The organism is Microbacterium thalassium (assembly GCF_014208045.1).
Taxonomy (GTDB): domain Bacteria; phylum Actinomycetota; class Actinomycetes; order Actinomycetales; family Microbacteriaceae; genus Microbacterium; species Microbacterium thalassium.
In genome coordinates this window covers 3,395,302-3,413,845 of the sequence record NZ_JACHML010000001.1, presented here as the reverse complement: position 1 = coordinate 3,413,845, position 18,544 = coordinate 3,395,302, and the positions used below count along the sequence as shown (strand labels likewise).

Below are 18,544 nucleotides of genomic sequence, written 5' to 3'. Positions count from 1 at the left end.
CCCAATCAAGGAGAATCATCATGGCAAAGCTCAGCACTGAGGAGCTGCTCGACGCGTTCAAGGAGCTCACCCTCATCGAGCTCAGCGAGTTCGTCAAGGCGTTCGAGGAGACCTTCGACGTCACCGCCGCCGCCCCGGTCGCCGTTGCCGGTGCCGCCCCCGCCGCCGGCGGTGCGGGTGCCGACGCCGCCGCCGAGGAGGAGAAGGACGCGTTCGACGTCATCCTCGAGGCCGCCGGCGACAAGAAGATCCAGGTCATCAAGGCCGTCCGCGAGCTCACCTCGCTCGGCCTCGGCGAGGCCAAGGCCGTCGTCGACGGTGCCCCGAAGCCCGTTCTCGAGGGCGCGAACAAGGACGACGCCGAGAAGGCGAAGGCCAAGCTCGAGGAGGCTGGCGCGACGGTTACCCTCAAGTAATCTCGCTTCACTTTCCTGAAGACCCCGGGTGCCTCGGCATCCGGGGTCTTCTGCGTCCCCGCACCGCGCGAACCCGCGAGCGCGCGCGGAATCCCGCTCGGCCGCTTCGCACGCGCGGGTCCGCCTCTAGGGTGTGACACATGGATGCCGCCCCCGTCGCCTCCGACCTCGTCCCGACAGACCCGTCGACGGGGCTGACCGCCCCCGAGGTCGCCGAGCGGATCGCGCAGGGGCGCGCGAACGCGTTCGAGGCCGACACCAGCCGCAGCGCGTGGACGATCATCCGCGCCAACGTCTTCACGCTGTTCAACGGCATCGTGTTCGCGTGCTTCGGCATCCTGCTGGTCCTCGGTCGCTGGCAGGACGGGCTGTTCGGGCTCGCCGCCTTCGCGAACTCGATCATCGGCAGCTACCAGGAGTTCAAGGCGAAGGCGGCGCTGGACCGCCTCGCCCTGCTGAACGCGCCCCACGCGCGGGTCCGGCGCGACGGCGCCGAGGCCGAGATCATGCCGGGCGAGGTCGTCCAGGACGACATCCTCGTGCTGCGTGCGGGCGATCAGGTTCCGGCCGACGCCGTCGTCGTGGATTCGCGCGCCCTGCAGATCGACGAGTCGATGCTGACCGGAGAATCGGATGCCGTCGACAAGCGCCCGGGCGACGAGGCGCTCTCGGGATCGATCGTCGTCGCCGGCGAGGGCGACGCACAGGTCGTGCGCGTGGGTGCGGACTCGTACGCGAATCGGTTCGCCGGCGAGGCGAAGAAGTTCTCGCTGGTCTCGAGCGAGCTGCGCACCTCGATCAACAAGGTCCTCACGTGGATGGCGTGGCTGATCGGGCCCGTCGGCGTGCTCGTGCTCAACGCCCAGGTGATGGTGGCCGGCGGCTGGGAAGCGGTGTGGACGGACGGCGGCTGGGTGCAGCCGGTGGTCAACACGATCGCGGCGCTGACCGCCATGATCCCCCTCGGCCTGGTGCTCATGACCTCGATCGCGTTCGCGGTGGGCGCCGCCAAGCTCGCCGGCCGCCGGGTGCTCGTCAACGAACTGCCCGCGGTCGAGGGCCTCGCGCGCATCGACGTCATCTGCCTCGACAAGACCGGCACGCTCACCGCCGGCGAGATCGCGTTCGACGGGATGCATCCGCTCGCCGGCGACGACGCGACGACGGATGCCGAGCAGGTGCTCGCCTGGTACGGCGCGGCGCCCGACGCGAACGCGACGGCGCGGTGCCTGCGGGAGCCGTACCCGGTTGCGGCGCCCCTCGAGGTCGCGGCATCCGTCCCCTTCTCGTCGGCGCGCAAGTGGAGCGCGGTGTCGTTCGCGGCGGGGCCGGTCGGCACGTGGGTCATGGGCGCGCCCGAGATGGTGTTCGGCGATGCCGCCGCAGACCCGGCGACCCCGCTCGGAGGCACGGTCGTCGAGCTCGCGTCGACCGGCCGCCGCACGCTGGTCCTCGCCCGCTCGGACGCGGCGCTCACCGACGCGGACGTCGAGGCGGAGCGCCTGCCCGGGGCGGTCGAAGCGGTGGCGGTGCTCACCTTCCGCGAGCAGGTGAGGCCGGATGCCGCCGAGACGCTGGAGTACTTCGCCCGCCAGGGCGTCGGGGTGCGCGTCATCTCGGGCGACAATCCGCGCACCGTCGCCGCGATCGCGCGCGAGGTGGGTCTCGACGTCGACGAGGGGTTCGACGCGAGGCACCTGCCCGAGGACGACGAGGCGCTCGGCGAGGTGCTCGAGATGCACCGGGTCTTCGGCCGGGTCACGCCCGAGCAGAAGAAGCGGATGGTCGTCGCGCTGCAGGGCCGCGGCCACACGGTCGCCATGACCGGCGACGGCGTCAACGACGCGCTCGCGATCAAGACCGCCGACATGGGCATCGCCATGAACTCCGGCGCGGCGGCGACCAAGGCCGTCGCGCGCCTGGTGCTGCTCGACGGGAAGTTCTCGCACCTGCCCGACGTCGTCGCCGAGGGCCGCCAGGTCATCGCGAACATCGAGCGGGTCTCGATGCTGTTCCTCACCAAGACCGTCTACGCGACGGGGCTCGCGATCCTCTTCGGCATCCTCATCCTCGAGTTCCCGTTCCTGCCGCGGCAGCTGTCGATCACGGACGGCCTCACGATCGGCATCCCGGCGTTCTTCCTCGCGCTCATGCCGAACGCGCAGCGGTACGTCCCCGGGTTCCTGCGCCGGTCGCTGATCTTCGCGATCCCGGCGGGTGTGATCATCGCGATCGCCCTGACGCTGTACACGCAGGGCGCCCTGGCGCTCGGGGTCGACGAAGCCGAGCTGCGAACCGGGGCCACCGTCATCCTGGCGATCGTCGGGATCTGGGTGCTGACGGTGCTGTCGCGACCCGTGACCCGCTACAAGGTGCTCGTGATCGGCGCGATGTTCGTCGCGCTCGTGGTGATCTTCACCGTTCCGCTGGCCACCGAGTTCTTCGAGTTCGTCGATCCCGGCCGCGACGCGGCGTGGCTCGTCGCGATCACGACGGTGCTGTCGATCGGAGCGATCGAGGTCGTGCGGTTCGTCCACCGTCGCGTGGTGGCGCGCTCCGAGGCGGCGCTGCCCGCTCAGGAGGCCGCGGTGGCAGGGCCCCGCACGAAGTAGCGCGCCATCGGGGGCAGCCACAGCACGACGAGGATGAAGATCATGAGCGCCGGCTGGACGAAGCCCGCCCAGTCCCAGTCGCTCGTCGCGACGATCGTGACCGCGTGCAGCACGAGCTGCAGGCCGAGGTAGATCGTCACGAGCAGCCGCGCCAGCGCGCTCCCGCGCGCGATGCTGGCGCCCGCCGACACGGTGAGGAGCCCGAACAGGATCACCGCCGACCCGAGCAGCGACACCGTCAGCACCTCGCTCTCGGGCACGTCGTAGCGGCTGAGGAGGATCAGGATGCCGATGGCCGTCGCCAGCAGACCGCTGAGGTAGATGAGGACGACCGCGACCGTGACGGCGACGGGGCGGCGGCGCGTCGGTGCGGTCTCGGACGTCATGGCTCTCACCCTACGGGCCGCGGGAAGATCCACGCGGTCGCTGTATCCGGTAACATGGACTCTTCGAATCGATTCGAATCCGCTCTGCCCTCCTCCACGCGCCTGAACCGGGATCCCCGGTGTCGACGCCCGCGCCGCCGAAACGAAGACTCGCCATGTTCGACACCGCCGCCAATCCGGTCATCCGCCCGGACGCCCCCGATCAGCCTCCTCACGCCGGTCGCAGCCCCGAGCCGCACCCCCGCCATGGCTCGCCGACGGGCGCGATCCGCACGCTCGGATCAGACCCGGCGACCGCGCCGATCGTCCTCCACCCGGGCGATTCGATCTCGACGCGCCGCCGCGTCCTCTACGTCATCCTGCTGGGCGCGCTGACGGCACTCGGACCGTTCACGGTCGACCTCTACCTGCCGGCGTTCCCGGTGCTCGAGGCCGACTTCCAGACGACGTCGGCCGCGATCCAGCTCACCCTCACCGGCACCATGATCGGCTTCGCGCTGGGACAGCTGATCGTCGGCCCCCTCAGCGACAAGGTGGGGCGCCGCGTCCCGCTGCTGGTGGTCACGGCGATCCACGTGCTCTCGAGCATCGCCGCGGCGCTCGCCCCCACGCTCGAGCTGCTGTTCGTCGCCCGCGTGCTGATGGGCGCGGGGGCCGCGGCCGGCGCCGTCGTCGCCGCCGCGATCGTCCGCGACCTGTTCGGCGGCAAGCGCCTGGTCGTCATGCTGTCGCGCCTCGCGCTCGTCTCGGGCGCCGCGCCCGTGATCGCGCCCCTGCTCGGCTCGGCGCTGCTGCTGGTCATGCCGTGGCGCGGCGTGTTCGTCGTCCTCGCCCTCTACAGCGCCGTCATGCTCGTCGCGGCCGCCGTGTTCGTGCCCGAGACCCTGCCGCCCGCGCGTCGGCACGACAAGGGCGCGACGACCGTGTGGCAGCGCTACCGGAGCGTCCTCGGCGACCGCGTCTTCATCGGCGTGCTCATCGTCGGCGGCATGAACTTCAGCGGCCTGTTCTCGTACCTGTCGGCGTCGCCCTTCCTGTTCCAGGAGACCTACGGCTTCGATCCGCAGCAGTACGGGCTCCTGTTCGCGGCGAACTCCGTCGGCATCGTCCTCGGCGTGCAGGTCTCCGCGCGGCTGGCGGCGCGGTTCGGCCCGCAGTGGGTCATGCTCTTCTCGACCGCCGCCGCCGCGCTCGCCGCATCCGTCATCATCGTCAACGACCAGCTCGGCCTCGGGCTGTGGGGGACCGTGATCCCGCTGTTCCTGTTCATGACCGGCGTCGGCTTCACGTTCCCGACCGTGCAGGTGCTCGCGCTCGACCGGCACGGCAAGGCCGCGGGCACGGCGCAGTCGCTGATCGGCGCGTCGAACTTCGGCGTCGCCGGCGTGATCTCGCCGCTCGTCGGCTGGATCGCGAAGGATGCCGGCATCACCGCGACCACGATGGCCTCGGTCATGGTCGGCTGCCTGCTGATCGCCGTCGCCACCGTGCTGTTCGTGATCCGGCCGCGCACCGTCGCCCAGCTGGCCCCGTAGCAGGGCTCAGCCGTCGCGCCGCACCGGCTGCAGCCGGAACAGGCGCACGGTGCGCCCCGACTCCCTCTCATAGGCGCGGTAGCCGGGCCATTGCGCTTCGATGCGCGCCCACGCGGCATCCCGCTCGTCGTCCGGGATGAGACTCGCGTGCACCGGCATCCGTCTGCCGCGCACGGTGATCTCGGCGTCCGGGTGCGCGAGGAGGTTCGTCGACCACGCGGGGTGGCGGCTGCGGGCGAAGCTCGTGCCCGCCACGATCGCGCGGCCCCGGCCGTCGGGTGTGTACATCAGCTCGGCCTCGCGGGGCTCGCCGCTGCGCGCGCCGGTCGTGCGCAGCACCAGCGACGGCACCAGGATGCCGCTCACCTGCAGGCGGCCGCCCGTGATGCCCTTCATGAAGCGCTCGAACGGCGGCAGGAACACCGGGCCGACCCGACGGAACCAGCGGGTGCGGGTGAGGGGCGCGATGATAGCGCGGACGACGTCCTTGAGGCCAGGCACCCCCTCATCATCCCGCGCGATGGCAGGATGACGGGATGGCCGAGACCGATGTGCGCGTCGCCTACCGCCGTCCGCTGTGGATCGGGGCGGGGCTCGTCGCTGCCGGAATCCTGCTCGCGATCGGCATCGTCGTCGGGATCGGCGATGCCCCGTTCGGGTTCGATCAGGCGTGGCAGGACTTCCTCGCCGCCTCCCGCGGACCGGTGCTGCTGACGTTCTCGTACGCGATGGACTGGCTCGGCGGCGGGTGGTTCGGCGTCTTCGCGCTGCCCGCGCTGATCGTGGTCGTGCTGCTGGTGATGCGGCGGCCGTGGGCGGCGGGGTACTTCGTCGCGGCCGAGATCGTGAGCGTCGCGATCGTGCAGATCCTCAAGCACGCCGTGGGGCGGGCGCGGCCCGAGGACATCATCGTCACGAGCGACTTCGGCTCGTTCCCCTCCGGGCACGTCGCCAACGCCGCCACGATCGCCACGGCTCTGTTCGTGATCTTCCCCGGCGTGTGGGTGGCTCTCGCCGGCCTCGTGTGGACCGTTGCGATGGCCTTCAGCCGCACGTACCTCGGTGCGCACTGGCTCAGCGACACCGTCGGCGGGGCCATCATCGGCGCCGGCGCCGCCCTGCTGGTGGCCGCCGCGTTCGCGAAGCCGCTCGCGACCGAGGCCGAACGGCACGGCGCCGTGCGCGCGCCCGAGAAGGCGCCGGGTCACGACCCCGCACCTGGCTAGGCTGAAGCGCATGAGCGCGCTGCCCGAGTCCGATCCCGCCCTCGCCGCGGCCGAAGCCGAACTCCAGCGCCTGCGCGCCGAGGCCGCCGCCGCCGAGGCGGCGCTCCAGGCCGCGCAGGCGAAGGCCGCGCTCGCCGCGGCCGAGGCGGAGCTCGCGAAGGCGCGGCTGACCGGGGGCGCTGCGGATGCCGGAGCGGCCGCATCCGCTCCCGCCGCCGCCCAGCCCGCGCCCGACGCCGTCGAATCGGCGTCCGCGGCCGCGGAGGCGGCGGTGCCCGCCGGGCCGGGAGCCGGGCCGCTCGACGCGGACGAGGTCGCCGCGGTGCGCGACGGCTACGCGTTCGCCGCCGCCGCGATCGAGATGGGCGCTCTCGTGAACACCGAGCCGCTGCCCGATGTCCCGGTGCGCATCCCGCTCGCGATGACGAACCGGCACGGGCTCATCGCCGGCGCCACCGGCACGGGCAAGACCCGCACGCTGCAGGGGCTCGCCGAGCAGCTGGCGGCGCACGGCGTGCCGGTCTTCGCCGCCGACATCAAGGGCGACCTGTCGGGCGTCGCGACGCCCGGGACGCCCAGCGACAAGCTGCTGGCGCGCACCGCGGGCATCGGCCAGGACTGGGCGCCTGCGGCATCGGTCACCGAGTACTTCGCGCTGGGCGGCATCGGCACCGGCGTGCCGGTGCGCGCGACCGTCAGCGGCTTCGGCCCGCTGCTGCTGAGCAAGGTGCTCGGCCTGAACGAGACGCAGGAGTCGAGCCTCAAGCTCGTCTTCCACTACGCCGACCAGCACGGGCTCGCCCTGGTGGACCTGTCGGATCTGCGATCGGTGCTCGCCTATCTCACGAGCGACGCCGGCAAGGACGAGCTGAAGGATCTCGGCGGGCTGTCGGCTTCGACCGCGGGCGTCATCCTGCGCGAGCTCATCGTGTTCGCCGACGCCGGCGCCGACGTCTTCTTCGGCGAACCCGAGTTCGAGGTTTCCGACTTCCTGCGCACCGTCGAGGACGGCCGGGGGATCATCAGCCTGCTCGAGGTGCCGGGGGTCGCCGACCAGCCGGCGCTGTTCTCGACGTTCCTGATGTACCTGCTCGCCGAGCTGTTCGAGCTGCTCCCCGAGGTCGGCGACCTCGACAAGCCGAAGCTGGTGTTCTTCTTCGACGAGGCCCACCTGCTCTTCCGCGACGCGTCGAAGGACTTCATCGCCGCGATCGTGCAGACGGTGCGGCTGATCCGCTCCAAGGGCGTGGGCGTGTTCTTCGTGACCCAGACCCCGAAGGACGTGCCCGGTGACGTGCTCGCCCAGCTCGGCTCGCGCGTGCAGCACCAGCTGCGCGCGTTCACGCCCGACGACGCGAAGGCGCTGCGGGCGACGGTCGGGACGTATCCCCGCTCGGGGTACGACCTCGAGCGCGTGCTGCAGGAGCTCGGCACCGGTGAGGCGATCGTCACCGTCATGAGCGAGAAGGGCGCGCCCACTCCGGTCGCGTGGACGCGGCTGCGCGCCCCGCAGGGCCTGATGTCGCCGACCCCCCGCGCCGCGGTCGAGGCCGCCGTGGCGGCATCCCCGCTGCTGGCGAAGTACGGCACCGAGATCGACCGCGAATCGGCGCGCGAGATCCTCACGGCGAAGCTGAAGGCCGCGGGCGACGCCGAGGCCGCCGAGGAGGCCGCGCTCGAGAAGGCGCGCATCGATGCCGAGTTCGCCAAGCAGCAGGCGGCGATCGACAAGGCCCAGGCGGATGCCGAGCGCAAGGCGCAGAAGGAGTACGAGCGGCTGCTGCGCCAGACCTCGGGCAAGACCCGCACGTCCCGCTCGCGCTCCAGCCGCGCTCGGCGCTCTCCGCTGGAGCAGCTGCTGTCGTCCCCGTCCACGGAGACGATCCTCGACGGCGTGATCCGCGGCGTGTTCGGAACGGGACGCCGCTGACGCGGCGGGACATCCGATGCGAAGGAAGGCCCCGGTCGTCGTCGCGCTGGTCGTCGCCGTCGCGGTCGCGGGCGCCGGGATCGCGATCGCGCTGTCCGCCGTGGGCGACCCGGCGCCGAGCCCCGAGCCGACCGCGGGCGCGGCGGAGCAGGACTTCGGCGAGACCGAGTACTGCTACGTCGAGGCGATGATCTACTACCGGGCCGAGGCGGTGGACCTCGCCGACATCCTGCTCAACGCCGAGGGGGTCTCGGTGGAGGCCACCGCGATCGCCCAGGACGTCTACGACCAGCAGTCCGAGCAGCTCGCGGAGCTGCGCGAGGTGTACCTGGAGTGGAAGTCCGCGAGGCCGCTCGAGCGCACGGAGGTCGGTCCGTGCGCCGGCCACGACGACCACTCGGCGATGGTGGGCCTGCCCGGCTGGTCGGATCTGCGCCGCTACAGCGAATCCAGCGGCACCGAGGCGGAGCAGGGCTTCGCCGAGCTCATGATCGCGCAGAACGCCGGCGTGACCGCGTTCGCCGAGCTGGTGCTGGAGTACGACCCGAACGCCTGGGTGACCGATGCCGCCAGCGACGCGATCGCGCAGGCCGAGAGCGAAGACGCGGTGCTCGCGACGCTCCTGCCGTGATGCCGGCGGCGCCGCCGCCGCGCCGCTGGTTCCGGCGAGACACGCGCATCCGCCCGAGACGCACGCATCTGCCCGAGACACGCGCATCCGCGCGAGGCACACGCATCCGCCCGAGACACAGCGCGTTCGGCCGGTGTCTCGGTGCGAAACCCGGGTCTCGCCGGCAATCCGGAGTCTCGGTGCGCACGCCGGCGGTGGCCGATGCGCGGCGTGCGGGCATCGGCGGAGACCCGCTGGGTGGAAGTGGCGGCCCGCGCCGGCTCCCGCGGGCATAGCCTGGGGGGATGGCGACGAAGCCCCCGGCATCCGACATCGACGAGGCGCGCCTGCGCGTCTCGCACCCCAAGCGCGTCGCGGTGGGCGTTCCCGCGGTGATGCACGCCCTCGAGATCTCGTACGAGCAGATGGGCGTGGCCCGCAGCGTCCAGACGCTGCTGCGCGTGAACCAGAAGGACGGCTTCGACTGTCCGGGCTGCGCGTGGCCCGAAGAGGACAAGCGCCACCTCGCGGAGTTCTGCGAGAACGGCGCGAAGGCCGTCGCCGAGGAGGCGACGCTGCGCCGGGTCGGGCCGGAGTTCTTCGCCGAGCACTCGATCGAGGACCTGAACGGGCACGACGACTACTGGCTCGGGCAGCAGGGGCGTCTGACGCATCCGATGGTGCTCGACGAAGGGGCGACGCACTACCGCCCCATCTCGTGGGACGACGCGCTGAGCGAGATCGCCGATCACCTCCAGGCTCTGGACGACCCCGACGAGGCGACGTTCTACACGTCGGGACGCACGTCCAACGAGGCGGCGTTCCTGTACCAGCTGCTCGTGCGCGGGTTCGGCACGAACAACCTGCCCGACTGCTCGAACATGTGCCACGAGTCCAGCGGATCGGCGCTGAACGAGACGCTCGGCATCGGCAAGGGGACCGTCTCGATCGACGACATCCACGAGGCCGACCTGCTGATCGTCGCCGGCCAGAACCCCGGCACGAACCACCCGCGGATGCTGAGCGCCCTCGAGAAGGCGAAGTCGCGCGGCGCCCGCATCATCGCGGTCAACCCGCTGCCTGAAGCCGGCCTTGTGCGCTTCGAGAACCCGCAGACGGTCAAGGGCGTTCTGCTGGGAGGCACGAAGCTCGCCGACCGGTTCGTGCAGATCCGCCTCGGGGGCGATCAGGCGCTGTTCCAGGCGATCGGCAAGCACATCCTCGAGCAGGATGCGGCCGGCGCCGGCATCGTCGACCACGACTTCATCGCCGAGCACACCGACGGCTTCGACGCCTACCGGCAGGCGATGGCCGACGTCCCGTGGCGCGAACTGGTCGCGGCGACCGGCATCCCCGAGAAGAAGCTGCGCGCGATCGCCGACGAGGTCGTCCGGGCGAAGGCCACCATCGTGTGCTGGGCCATGGGGCTCACCCAGCACAAGCACTCCGTGCCGACGCTCCGCGACGTCGTGAACGTCCTGCTGCTCCAGGGCAACATCGGTCGCGCGGGAGCGGGTGTGTGCCCCGTGCGCGGACACTCGAACGTGCAGGGCGATCGTACGATGGGCATCTACGAGAAGCCCGCCGAGGCGTTCCTCGCCGCCCTCGACGAGGAGTTCTCGTTCACGGCCCCGCGCGAGCAGGGCTACGACACCGTCGAGGCGATCCGCGCCATGCGCGACGGGAAGACCCGGTTCTTCATGGGGATGGGCGGCAACTTCGTCAGCGCCACCCCCGACACCGAGGTCGTCGAGGACGCGATGCGCCGCGTCGACCTCACCGTCCAGGTCTCCACCAAGCTGAACCGCTCGCACGTGGTCACGGGCAAGCGCGCGATCATCCTGCCCGTCCTCGGCCGCACCGACCGCGACCGGCGCGGCGGCCGCGAGCAGCGCGTCACCGTCGAGGACTCGATGGGCGCCGTGCACTCCTCGCGCGGCCGTCTCGCTCCGCCGAGCGAGGACATGCTGAGCGAGGTCGCGATCCTCGCGCGGCTGTGCGGGATGCTGTTCGCCCCGGGCGCCGAACCGGTCGAGGCGCCGAGCCACGACGGCCACCCCGAGCGCGGGCAGGCCGAGCGTCCCGCGGGCGAGGCGGCCGACGCCGCCGAGGCGCGCGGGGTGCCGCACGCCGACTGGGAGGCGCTTGAGACCGACTACGCCCTCATCCGCACGCACATCCAGAACGTCGTGCCCGGCTTCGACGACTTCGAGCAGCGCATCGACAAGGGCCGCACGCTGCACCTGCCCAACGGCCCGCGCGACGCCCGCCGGTTCGCGACGGCGTCGGGCAAGGCCCGGTTCACCGCGAATCCGCTGGAGTACCCCCGCATCCCGCGCGGGCGGCTGCTGCTGCAGACGCTGCGCTCGCACGACCAGTACAACACCACCGTCTACGGCGAGGACGACCGCTACCGCGGCATCCGCCACGGCCGTCGCGTCGTGCTCGTCAACCAGCACGACATCGCCGAACTCGGGTTCGCCGAGGGAGACGTGGTCGATCTGGTATCGGAGTGGGCGGGCCCGGACGGGGCGTTCCAGGAGCGTCGCGCGTCCGAGTTCCGCATCGTCGCCTACCGCACGCCGCGCGGGAACGCCGCGGCGTACTACCCCGAGACGAACGTGCTGGTTCCATTGGACTCGGTGGCGGACGTCAGCGGCACGCCGACGTCGAAGTCGGTGATCGTGCGGCTCGAGCGCCGCGCCGACGACTGATCGGGGATCAGGCGGCCAGATGCACCTGGATGCGCTGACGCACACCGTGCTCGATCAGGAGCGGGATGTAGTCCCGCAGGCGGGCGGCGTCGAAGCTCTCGAGCTCCTCGGCGGCCATGACGGTGATCTCGTCCTCGTCCACGCCCGGAAAACGGGTGACGAGGCGCTCGATGACATACGCCAACGCCTCGTACTCGTTGGCCGGATTCGTGCGACTCATGCGGCCATTGTCCCCGAATCCCGGGGCGATCGGCCAGGGATCGCGGGGTTTGCCCAGGATCGCGGGACGCCGTGTCAAGGCGTTGAACCGAGCCCGTTGCGCCCGCTAGCGTCACGATCATGACCGACCTGAGCGCCCCGACCGGCCGCGAGGAGGCCCTGCGCGCGCACGCGCGAGCCGACGGCACGGCGCCCCGCGCACTCGTGCTGGGTGCGACCGGCTACATCGGCGGGCGGCTCGTACCGCGGCTGCTGGCGGCCGGGTACCGCGTGCGCGTGCTCGCGCGGGACGCCGCGCGCGTGGCCGCCTTCGCGTGGGGGGACGAGGTCGAGGTCGTCTCGGGCGCCGCCGAGGACGCGGATGCCATGGCCGCCGCCGCGTCCGGCGCCGACGTCCTCTACTACCTCGTGCATTCGATGGCCGCCGGTCGCGGCTTCGCCGACGCCGATCTGATCGCGGCCCGCACGGTCGCCGCCGCGGCCGTGGATGCCGGTGTCGGGCGCATCGTGTACCTCGGGGGTCTGCATCCCGAGGGTGTGCCGCTCTCGCCGCACCTGCGCTCGCGTGTCGAGGTGGGCGAGGTGTTCCTGGCCAGCGGCGTGCCGACGCTCGTGCTGCAGGCGGGCGTCGTGATCGGCTCGGGTTCGGCGTCGTTCGAGATGGTGCGGCACCTCACCGACGTGCTGCCGTACATGCCCGCGCCCAAGTGGGTGCGCAACCGCATCCAGCCGATCGCGGTGCGCGACGTCATGCACTACCTGCTCGGGGCCGCGCGGGTCGACCCCGGGGTCAACCGCGCCGTCGACATCGGCGGGCCCGACGTGCTGCGCTACGGACAGATGATGAACGGCTACGCCGTCGAGGCGGGGCTGCATCAGCGTCCGATCGCGGCGCTGCCGGTGTTCACCCCCAACCTCGCCTCGCACTGGGTGAATCTCGTCACGCCGATCCCGCGCTCGATCGCGCGGCCGCTCGTGGCGTCGCTGCAGAACGAGTGCATCATGAAGGACCACGACGTCGACGAACTCATCCGGCCGCCGCTGGACGGTCTCACGCCCTACCGCAAGGCCGTGGCCCTGGCGCTCGGCCGAGAGCGCGAGGACGCGGTGGAGACGAGCTGGGCGGATGCCGAGGTGCTCGGCGTCCCCAGCGACCCGCTCCCGAACGACCCCGACTGGGCCGGACGGGTGGTGTTCACCGACGCCCGCACCGCCACCACCACGGCGCCGCCGGACGCCCTGTGGCGCGTCATCGAGGGCATCGGCGGCGAGAACGGGTGGTATTCGTCCCCGCTGCTGTGGGCGATCCGCGGCTGGATGGACCGCCTCATCGGCGGCATCGGCCTCGCCCGCGGCAGGCGCAGCCGGGATCGTCTGGCCGTGGGCGACGCCCTGGACTTCTGGCGGGTCGAGGCGCTCGAGCCGGGGTCGTTCCTGCGCCTCCGGGCCGAGATGAAGGTGCCGGGCCTGGCCTGGCTGGAGCTGCGGGCCTCGCCGGAGGGCGAGGGGTCGCGCTACGACCAGCGGGCGGTGTTCTTCCCGCAGGGCCTCGCCGGGCGTCTGTACTGGCTGGCGGTGCTGCCCTTCCACGGCTTCATCTTCGCCGGCATGGCGGCCCGCATCACCGCGGCCGCCGAGCAGCTCGCCGACGAGCCGGCGGCATCGGAGGCCGTCGTCCCGGCATCCGCTGACATCGCCGGCGCCTGACGCGGGCCCATCGCGACGCCGACCCGCGCCGCCGGGCTCGTAGGCTGGTGCCATGCCCACGCCCGCCGCCGTGATCACGGTGTCCGACCGCTCGTCCCGCGGCGAGCGGCCCGACCGCAGCGGACCGCTGGCGGTCGAGGCGCTGCGGGCCGCCGGGTACGCGTGCCCCGACGCGGCCGTCGTGCCCGACGGCGCCGACAGCGTCGAGCGTGCGCTGCGCGCCGCGCTCTCCTCGGGGGCACGCGTGGTGGTGACCACCGGCGGCACGGGCGTCGCCGCGCGCGACGAGACGCCCGAGGGGACGACGCGCGTGCTGACCCGCATCATCCCCGGGATCGCCGAGGAGCTGCGCCGGCGTGGCGCCGAGCAGGTGCCGGCCGCCCTGCTCACCCGCGGCGTCGCCGGCGTGGCGGACGGCTCGGCCGGCGGTGCGCTCGTGGTGAACCTGCCGGGTTCGACCGGCGGCGTCCGCGACGGGATGCCGGTGATCGTCGCCCTTGCCGGTCACATCCTCGATCAGCTCGACGGAGGAGACCACTGATGGACGCGGTGCGCATCGCCCGCATGAGCGCCGAAACGCTCGACGTCGGCGCCCACGTCGGCGCCGTGACCGACGCCGAGCACGGCGCCGTGACGTCGTTCGTCGGCATCGTGCGCGATCACGACCCGGACGCCGGCGGCGAGGTCGTGGCGCTGGAGTACAGCGCGCACCCGGATGCCGAGCAGAAGCTGCGTGAGATCGCCGTGTCCGCGATCGGCGAGACCGGCGCCCTCGTCGCCGTCAGCCACCGCGTCGGGCGGCTCGCCGTGGGGGAGGCCGCGGTGGTCATCGCCGTCGCCGCCCCGCACCGCGCCGAGGCGTTCGAGGTGTGCCGCGCCGTGATCGAGACGATCAAGACCGATCTGCCGGTGTGGAAGCGTCAGGTCGAGGCCGACGGCACGACGGCCTGGAAGGGTCTGGGCGGCTGAGCCGCCTCCGTCGCCGGGTCTCAGCCGCCGGCGAACGGCGGCAGGACGTCGACGACGTCGGCGTCGCCGAGCACCGCGTCGTCGCCCACGCGCTCGCCGCCGACGAGCACGGCGCAGCGGGGGAGGATGCCCCCGAGTCCCGGGTACTGCCGCGCGACGGCGACGCGCAGCGCGCCGAGCGTCGTCTCGGAGCGCGTCTCCTCATCACGGCCGGCGGCCTCCTCGGCCGCCGCGAAGTAGCGGACGCGGGGCACTAGGCGATCCCGATCACGCCGGTGTCGGCGCTCTCTTCCGCTTCGGCGTCCTCGTCGATGTGGGCGGTGCCGCGCGCGAGCTTGACGACCTCGCCGATCGCGCGGGCGACGGCATCCGGGTCTCCGCCTGCCAGGCCTGCGGCCACGCCGGCCGCGAAGGCTCCGACGGGCGCCGCGGGGCGTGCCACGCCGTGTGCGGCGTCGCGGGCGAGGTCGAGGACAGCCGCCACGGGCAGCTGGTCGGCGGTGAGGCCGAGTGTCGAGCACAGCGCTTCGGCCCACTCGTCGAGCGCTTCGGGCGGAAGGGTCTGGGACTGATCGCTCATGGTGACCTCCTCGTTCGGCACGCGTTCGTCGGCTGCCGATGTCTCGATCCTGGCACGAGTCGCGAGGGCCGGCACGCCCTCGTGCGTCGCGCCGTGGCGCGCGGCGTCGTCCCACGTGTCCACGTCCGCCGACAGCGCACCCGGGTCGGCGAGCGCCGCCACGGCGAGGTCGGCGGTGAGCGCGCGCACGGGCGCGTCCCGCCCGGCGCCGGGAAGAGCGGATGCCGCCGCCCGCAGCGCCCGCGTGCGGTAGACGCCGGTGAGCCACTGCGGCCGCGACGTGGCGTCGGCCAGGCACACGCCGTCGGTGTCGGCGGGGACGAGGGCTGCGGCCTCGGCGAGGAAGGGCACGGCGGCGCGCACGTTCGGCAGGTCGCACGCGAGGACGTAGACCCATTCGGGCTCGGTCGCGAGTGCGTCCAGGCCCGCGACGACCGCCGCGGCGGGACCGGCGAACGGCGGATCCTCGCGCACCCACGTCACGTCGCGCCCGCGGTCGGGCCCGACGGCGACGACGTCGGATGCTCCGGCGTCGCGGACGGCGGCGATCGCGGCGTCGAGCAGCGTCTCGTCGCCGATCCGCAGCAGCGGCTTGTCGGCTCCGCCGAGCCGCGACGCGCGGCCGCCGGCGAGCAGGATCGCGCCGAAGCTCACGGCTGTTCGCCGGGGCGCACCCAGTCCCCGCTCTTGCCGCCGGTCTTCGCGACGATCCGGACGCCTTCGATCGAGGTGCCCTTGTCGAGCGCCTTGACCATGTCGACGACGGCGAGCCCGGCGACCGACACGGCCGTGAGGGCCTCCATCTCGACGCCCGTGCGGTCGGCGGTGCGCACGGTCGCCTCGACCTCGATGCCGTCGTCGACGATGTCGAGGTCGACGACGGCGCCGTGCACGCCGATGACGTGGGCGAGCGGAAGGAGCTCGGGCGTGCGCTTGGCGGCCTGGATGCCGGCGATGCGGGCGACCGCGAGGACATCGCCCTTGGGGACGGATCCGTCGCGCAGCGCCGCGACGACGTCGGGCGAGCAGCGCACGAACCCGCGCGCGGTGGCCGATCGCACGGTGGGCTGCTTGTCCGTCACGTCGACCATGCGCGCGTGGCCGGCGGCATCCAGGTGGGTGAAGCTCATGAGATCAGCATGACATCGACGAGGTCGCCGGCGTCGACGCGCTCGGTCTCGGCCGGCACGACGGCGTACGCCTCGGCGCCGCCGAGCCCGCCCGCCAGGTGCGAGCCGCCGCCGGTCGCCGGCACGGCGCGCCACGCGGCCGGGTCGCTGCGGTCGATCGTGACGGGAAGGTACTGGCGGCGTCCGGGCGGGGTGCGCCACCCGCGCGCCGCGGGAAGACGCAGCACCGGGCGCGCGAGCTCGGCGCGGCCCTGCATCGACAGCAGCGCCGGGCGCACGAACACCTCGAACGATACGGCGGAGCTGACGGGGTTCCCCGGGAGCCCGAACAGCAGCGTGCCGTCGTCGAGGGCTCCGAAGCCCTGCGGCTTGCCCGGCTGCATCGCGACCTTCGTGAACGCCATGGCGTCCGCGAGCGTCGTCTTGACCACTTCGTAGGCGCCGGCGCTCACGCCGCCCGAGAAGACGATCGCGTCGGCGCCGAGCGCGCGCGCCTCGGCGACGGCGCGCACCGGGCCGTCGCCGTCGTCGTGGACGGTGAGGCGCAGCACGACCTCGGCTCCCGCGTCGCGCGCGAGGCCGGTGAGCAGCTCGCTGTTGGACTCGGGGATCTGCCCGCGCCGCAGCGGCTCGCCGGGAGGGACGAGTTCGGACCCGGTCGAGACGACGGCGACGCGCGGCCGCCGCGCGACGACGACGCGGTCGACGCCGGCCGCCGCCGCCGCGGCGCGCTGGAGCGGTCCGAGCACGGCGCCGGCGGGCAGGACCTCGTCGCCGGCGGACGCGTCGTCGCCGTGCAGCCGCACGTGCGCGCCGCGCCGGGCCGGCGCCCGCTGCACGATGACGTCGCCGAGGGAGTCGGCCAGCCCGCCCGCGGTGTCCTCGAACGGCACGACCGCGTCGGCGTCGGCGGGCATCGGCGATCCGGTCATGATGCGCGCGGCCTCGCCGGCGCCAAGAGGCGGATCCAGGTCGGTGCCGGCGGGGAGGTCTGCGACGACGCGCAGCGTCACCGGGGTCTCCGGGGCGGCGCCCGCCACGTCCGCGAAGCGCACCGCGAAGCCGTCCATGGCGGAGTTGTCGAAGACCGGGATGTCGACGGCCGCCCGCACGGGCTCCCGCAGCGTGAGCCCGTCGGCGTCGCGCACCGCGAGCTCCACGTCGTCGACGGGGCGCACGGCCGCGAGGACGGCGGCGCGGTGCGCCTCGACCTCGATCAGCCGCGCGCCGCTCATGCGCGCGCTCCGTGATGCGCGGTCCACGCGTCCATGCCGCCGGCGAGGACGGATGCCGGGATGCCGGCGTCCTGCAGCGCCTCGGCCGCGCGTCGCGCGCGGACCCCGGCCTGGCACACGATCACGAGGTCGGCGGCTCCGTCGAGGGCGCGCGGGTCGGCGAGCAGCCGGGCGAGGGGCATGTGCAGCGCGCCGCGGATCATGCCCTGGGCGACTTCGCCGGACTCGCGAACGTCGACGACGGTCGCGGCATCCGGGTCGAGGTCGTTCGGCTGGACGAGCGGCGGCGCTGACGGCATGACCGGCTCGGCGCCCGTCGCCTCGCCCGCCGATGCCGGGGGCGGGACGGCATCCGTGCGCGCGGCCCGCAGCGGGACCTCGCGCTGCCGTGCGCGCAGCGCGTCGACCACGAGGACGCGGCCGAGCAGCGGATCGCCGATGCCGGCGATGAGCTTGACGGCCTCCAGCGCCATGAGCGATCCGACCTGCAGGCACAGCGCGCCGAGCACGCCGACATCCGCGCACGTGGGCACGTCGCCGGTGGACCCCGGCGGGTACAGGTCGCCCAGTCGGACGCCCGGGACGCCCGCGGGCGGCTTCGCCCAGAACACCGTGACCTGCCCGTCGAACTCCTGCACCGTGCCCCACACGAGCGGCACGCCGAGCGCCTCGCACGCCGCCGCGACCGCCTCGCGCGTGTCGAACGTGTCGGACCCGTCGATGACGAGATCGGCGCCGGTGAGGTGCCGCGTCGCGTTGCCGGCGGTGAGGCGCTCGCGGACGCCGGTCACGGCGGTGTCGGACAGCGACGCGGCGGCGCGGGCGGCGCTGTCGACCTTGGCCGCGCCGACGTCCTCGCGGCGGTGGATCACCTGGCGCTGCAGATTGGAGGCCTCGACGTCGTCGTTGTCGATGACCGTGAGGGTGCCGACGCCGGCGGCGGCGAGGGCGAGGATCACCGGCGAGCCGAGTCCGCCGGCGCCGACGACCGCGACGTGCGCGGCGGCGAGGCGCCGCTGCCCGAGCTCGCCGAGCTGCGCGAGAGCGCGGTGCCGCGCGGTGCGGGCGCGTTCGGCGGGCGACAGCGCCGCGACCGGCTCCACGAGCGGAGGGAGGGGCATGCCCCCAGGCTAATGCGCGGCCGGTCGCCGTGGCCCGGCGTGCCGCATGCGTCCCCGTCTCGTCACCGGTGGGCGGCGGACGGCGCATCGGCTCCCTCGGAGACCTTACGATCCGCGGATGCGGAGGATCAGAGGGCCTCGATCCGCAGATGCG

The 18,544-nt window shown here is 73.2% G+C and carries 18 protein-coding genes; 10 read left to right on the top strand and 8 right to left on the bottom strand.

The window, feature by feature from the left end; translation table 11 throughout:
* Nucleotides 1-20: 20 nt before the first annotated feature.
* Complete coding sequence (rplL, locus tag HD594_RS15975; protein WP_184751975.1) at nt 21-416, top strand: 50S ribosomal protein L7/L12; 396 nt, start codon at nt 21-23, stop codon at nt 414-416.
* A 140-nt stretch (nt 417-556) separates the two neighbouring features.
* Nucleotides 557-3,028 (top strand): HAD-IC family P-type ATPase, encoded by a 2,472-nt coding sequence (locus HD594_RS15970; protein WP_184751972.1) that lies wholly within the window; start codon nt 557-559, stop codon nt 3,026-3,028.
* Here HD594_RS15970 and HD594_RS15965 read toward each other — a convergent pair.
* Nucleotides 2,992-3,414 carry a hypothetical protein gene (locus tag HD594_RS15965; protein ID WP_184751970.1) on the bottom strand — a complete coding sequence of 141 codons (423 nt, stop codon included), beginning with the start codon at nt 3,412-3,414 and terminating at the stop codon, nt 2,992-2,994. The genes HD594_RS15970 and HD594_RS15965 overlap by 37 nt on opposite strands.
* A gap of 155 nt (nt 3,415-3,569) precedes the next feature.
* Between HD594_RS15965 and HD594_RS15960 the strand changes: the two genes are divergently transcribed.
* Nucleotides 3,570-4,949 carry a multidrug effflux MFS transporter gene (locus tag HD594_RS15960; RefSeq protein ID WP_184751968.1) on the top strand — a complete coding sequence of 460 codons (1,380 nt, stop codon included), beginning with the start codon at nt 3,570-3,572 and terminating at the stop codon, nt 4,947-4,949.
* 6 nt (nt 4,950-4,955) lie between these two features.
* Here the strand turns inward: HD594_RS15960 and HD594_RS15955 are convergent, their stop codons facing one another.
* Complete coding sequence (locus tag HD594_RS15955; RefSeq protein ID WP_271171133.1) at nt 4,956-5,450, bottom strand: nitroreductase family deazaflavin-dependent oxidoreductase; 495 nt, start codon at nt 5,448-5,450, stop codon at nt 4,956-4,958.
* Between the two features lie 35 nt (nt 5,451-5,485).
* Here HD594_RS15955 and HD594_RS15950 point away from each other — a divergent pair, with 35 nt between their 5' ends.
* The 4 genes from HD594_RS15950 to HD594_RS15935 all read left to right on the top strand — a co-directional run bounded on the left by HD594_RS15950 (nt 5,486) and on the right by HD594_RS15935 (nt 11,429).
* Complete coding sequence (locus tag HD594_RS15950; RefSeq protein WP_184751966.1) at nt 5,486-6,175, top strand: phosphatase PAP2 family protein; 690 nt, start codon at nt 5,486-5,488, stop codon at nt 6,173-6,175.
* Between the two features lie 10 nt (nt 6,176-6,185).
* Nucleotides 6,186-8,105: a helicase HerA-like domain-containing protein gene (locus HD594_RS15945; RefSeq protein ID WP_184751964.1), complete on the top strand. Its 1,920-nt coding sequence runs from the start codon at nt 6,186-6,188 to the stop codon at nt 8,103-8,105.
* A gap of 16 nt (nt 8,106-8,121) precedes the next feature.
* Nucleotides 8,122-8,736, top strand: a complete 615-nt coding sequence (locus tag HD594_RS15940; protein ID WP_184751962.1) for a DUF305 domain-containing protein — start codon at nt 8,122-8,124, stop codon at nt 8,734-8,736.
* A 284-nt stretch (nt 8,737-9,020) separates the two neighbouring features.
* Complete coding sequence (locus HD594_RS15935) at nt 9,021-11,429, top strand: FdhF/YdeP family oxidoreductase (RefSeq protein WP_184751960.1); 2,409 nt, start codon at nt 9,021-9,023, stop codon at nt 11,427-11,429.
* Between the two features lie 7 nt (nt 11,430-11,436).
* Here HD594_RS15935 and HD594_RS15930 read toward each other — a convergent pair whose 3' ends face one another.
* Nucleotides 11,437-11,649 (bottom strand): three-helix bundle dimerization domain-containing protein, encoded by a 213-nt coding sequence (locus HD594_RS15930; protein WP_184751958.1) that lies wholly within the window; start codon nt 11,647-11,649, stop codon nt 11,437-11,439.
* A 119-nt stretch (nt 11,650-11,768) separates the two neighbouring features.
* On the opposite strand from HD594_RS15930, the gene HD594_RS15925 reads away from it, so the two are divergent.
* The 3 genes from HD594_RS15925 to HD594_RS15915 are packed head-to-tail and all read left to right on the top strand — an operon-like array spanning nt 11,769 to nt 14,324.
* Nucleotides 11,769-13,355, top strand: a complete 1,587-nt coding sequence (locus tag HD594_RS15925; RefSeq protein WP_184751956.1) for an SDR family oxidoreductase — start codon at nt 11,769-11,771, stop codon at nt 13,353-13,355.
* Between the two features lie 52 nt (nt 13,356-13,407).
* Nucleotides 13,408-13,896, top strand: coding sequence for a MogA/MoaB family molybdenum cofactor biosynthesis protein (locus tag HD594_RS15920; RefSeq protein WP_184751954.1), 489 nt, complete (start codon nt 13,408-13,410; stop codon nt 13,894-13,896).
* The gene (locus HD594_RS15915; RefSeq protein ID WP_184751952.1) at nt 13,896-14,324 is read left to right on the top strand and encodes a molybdenum cofactor biosynthesis protein MoaE; all 429 of its coding nucleotides are present in this window, start codon (nt 13,896-13,898) and stop codon (nt 14,322-14,324) included. Before HD594_RS15920 ends, HD594_RS15915 begins: the two co-directional genes overlap by 1 nt.
* 20 nt (nt 14,325-14,344) lie before the next feature.
* Here HD594_RS15915 and HD594_RS15910 read toward each other — a convergent pair whose 3' ends face one another.
* The 5 genes from HD594_RS15910 to HD594_RS15890 are packed head-to-tail and all read right to left on the bottom strand — an operon-like array spanning nt 14,345 to nt 18,390.
* Entirely contained in the window at nt 14,345-14,578 is a 234-nt protein-coding gene (locus HD594_RS15910) for a MoaD/ThiS family protein (RefSeq protein WP_184751950.1), read from the bottom strand.
* Nucleotides 14,578-15,558: an NTP transferase domain-containing protein gene (locus HD594_RS17580; RefSeq protein ID WP_271171134.1), complete on the bottom strand. Its 981-nt coding sequence runs from the start codon at nt 15,556-15,558 to the stop codon at nt 14,578-14,580. Before HD594_RS17580 ends, HD594_RS15910 begins: the two co-directional genes overlap by 1 nt.
* Nucleotides 15,555-16,034 (bottom strand): cyclic pyranopterin monophosphate synthase MoaC, encoded by a 480-nt coding sequence (gene moaC / locus HD594_RS15900; RefSeq protein ID WP_184751948.1) that lies wholly within the window; start codon nt 16,032-16,034, stop codon nt 15,555-15,557. Before moaC ends, HD594_RS17580 begins: the two co-directional genes overlap by 4 nt.
* Complete coding sequence (locus tag HD594_RS15895; protein ID WP_184751946.1) at nt 16,031-17,269, bottom strand: molybdopterin molybdotransferase MoeA; 1,239 nt, start codon at nt 17,267-17,269, stop codon at nt 16,031-16,033. Before HD594_RS15895 ends, moaC begins: the two co-directional genes overlap by 4 nt.
* Nucleotides 17,266-18,390 (bottom strand): ThiF family adenylyltransferase, encoded by a 1,125-nt coding sequence (locus HD594_RS15890; protein ID WP_184751944.1) that lies wholly within the window; start codon nt 18,388-18,390, stop codon nt 17,266-17,268. Before HD594_RS15890 ends, HD594_RS15895 begins: the two co-directional genes overlap by 4 nt.
* Between the last annotated feature and the right edge of the window lie 154 nt (nt 18,391-18,544).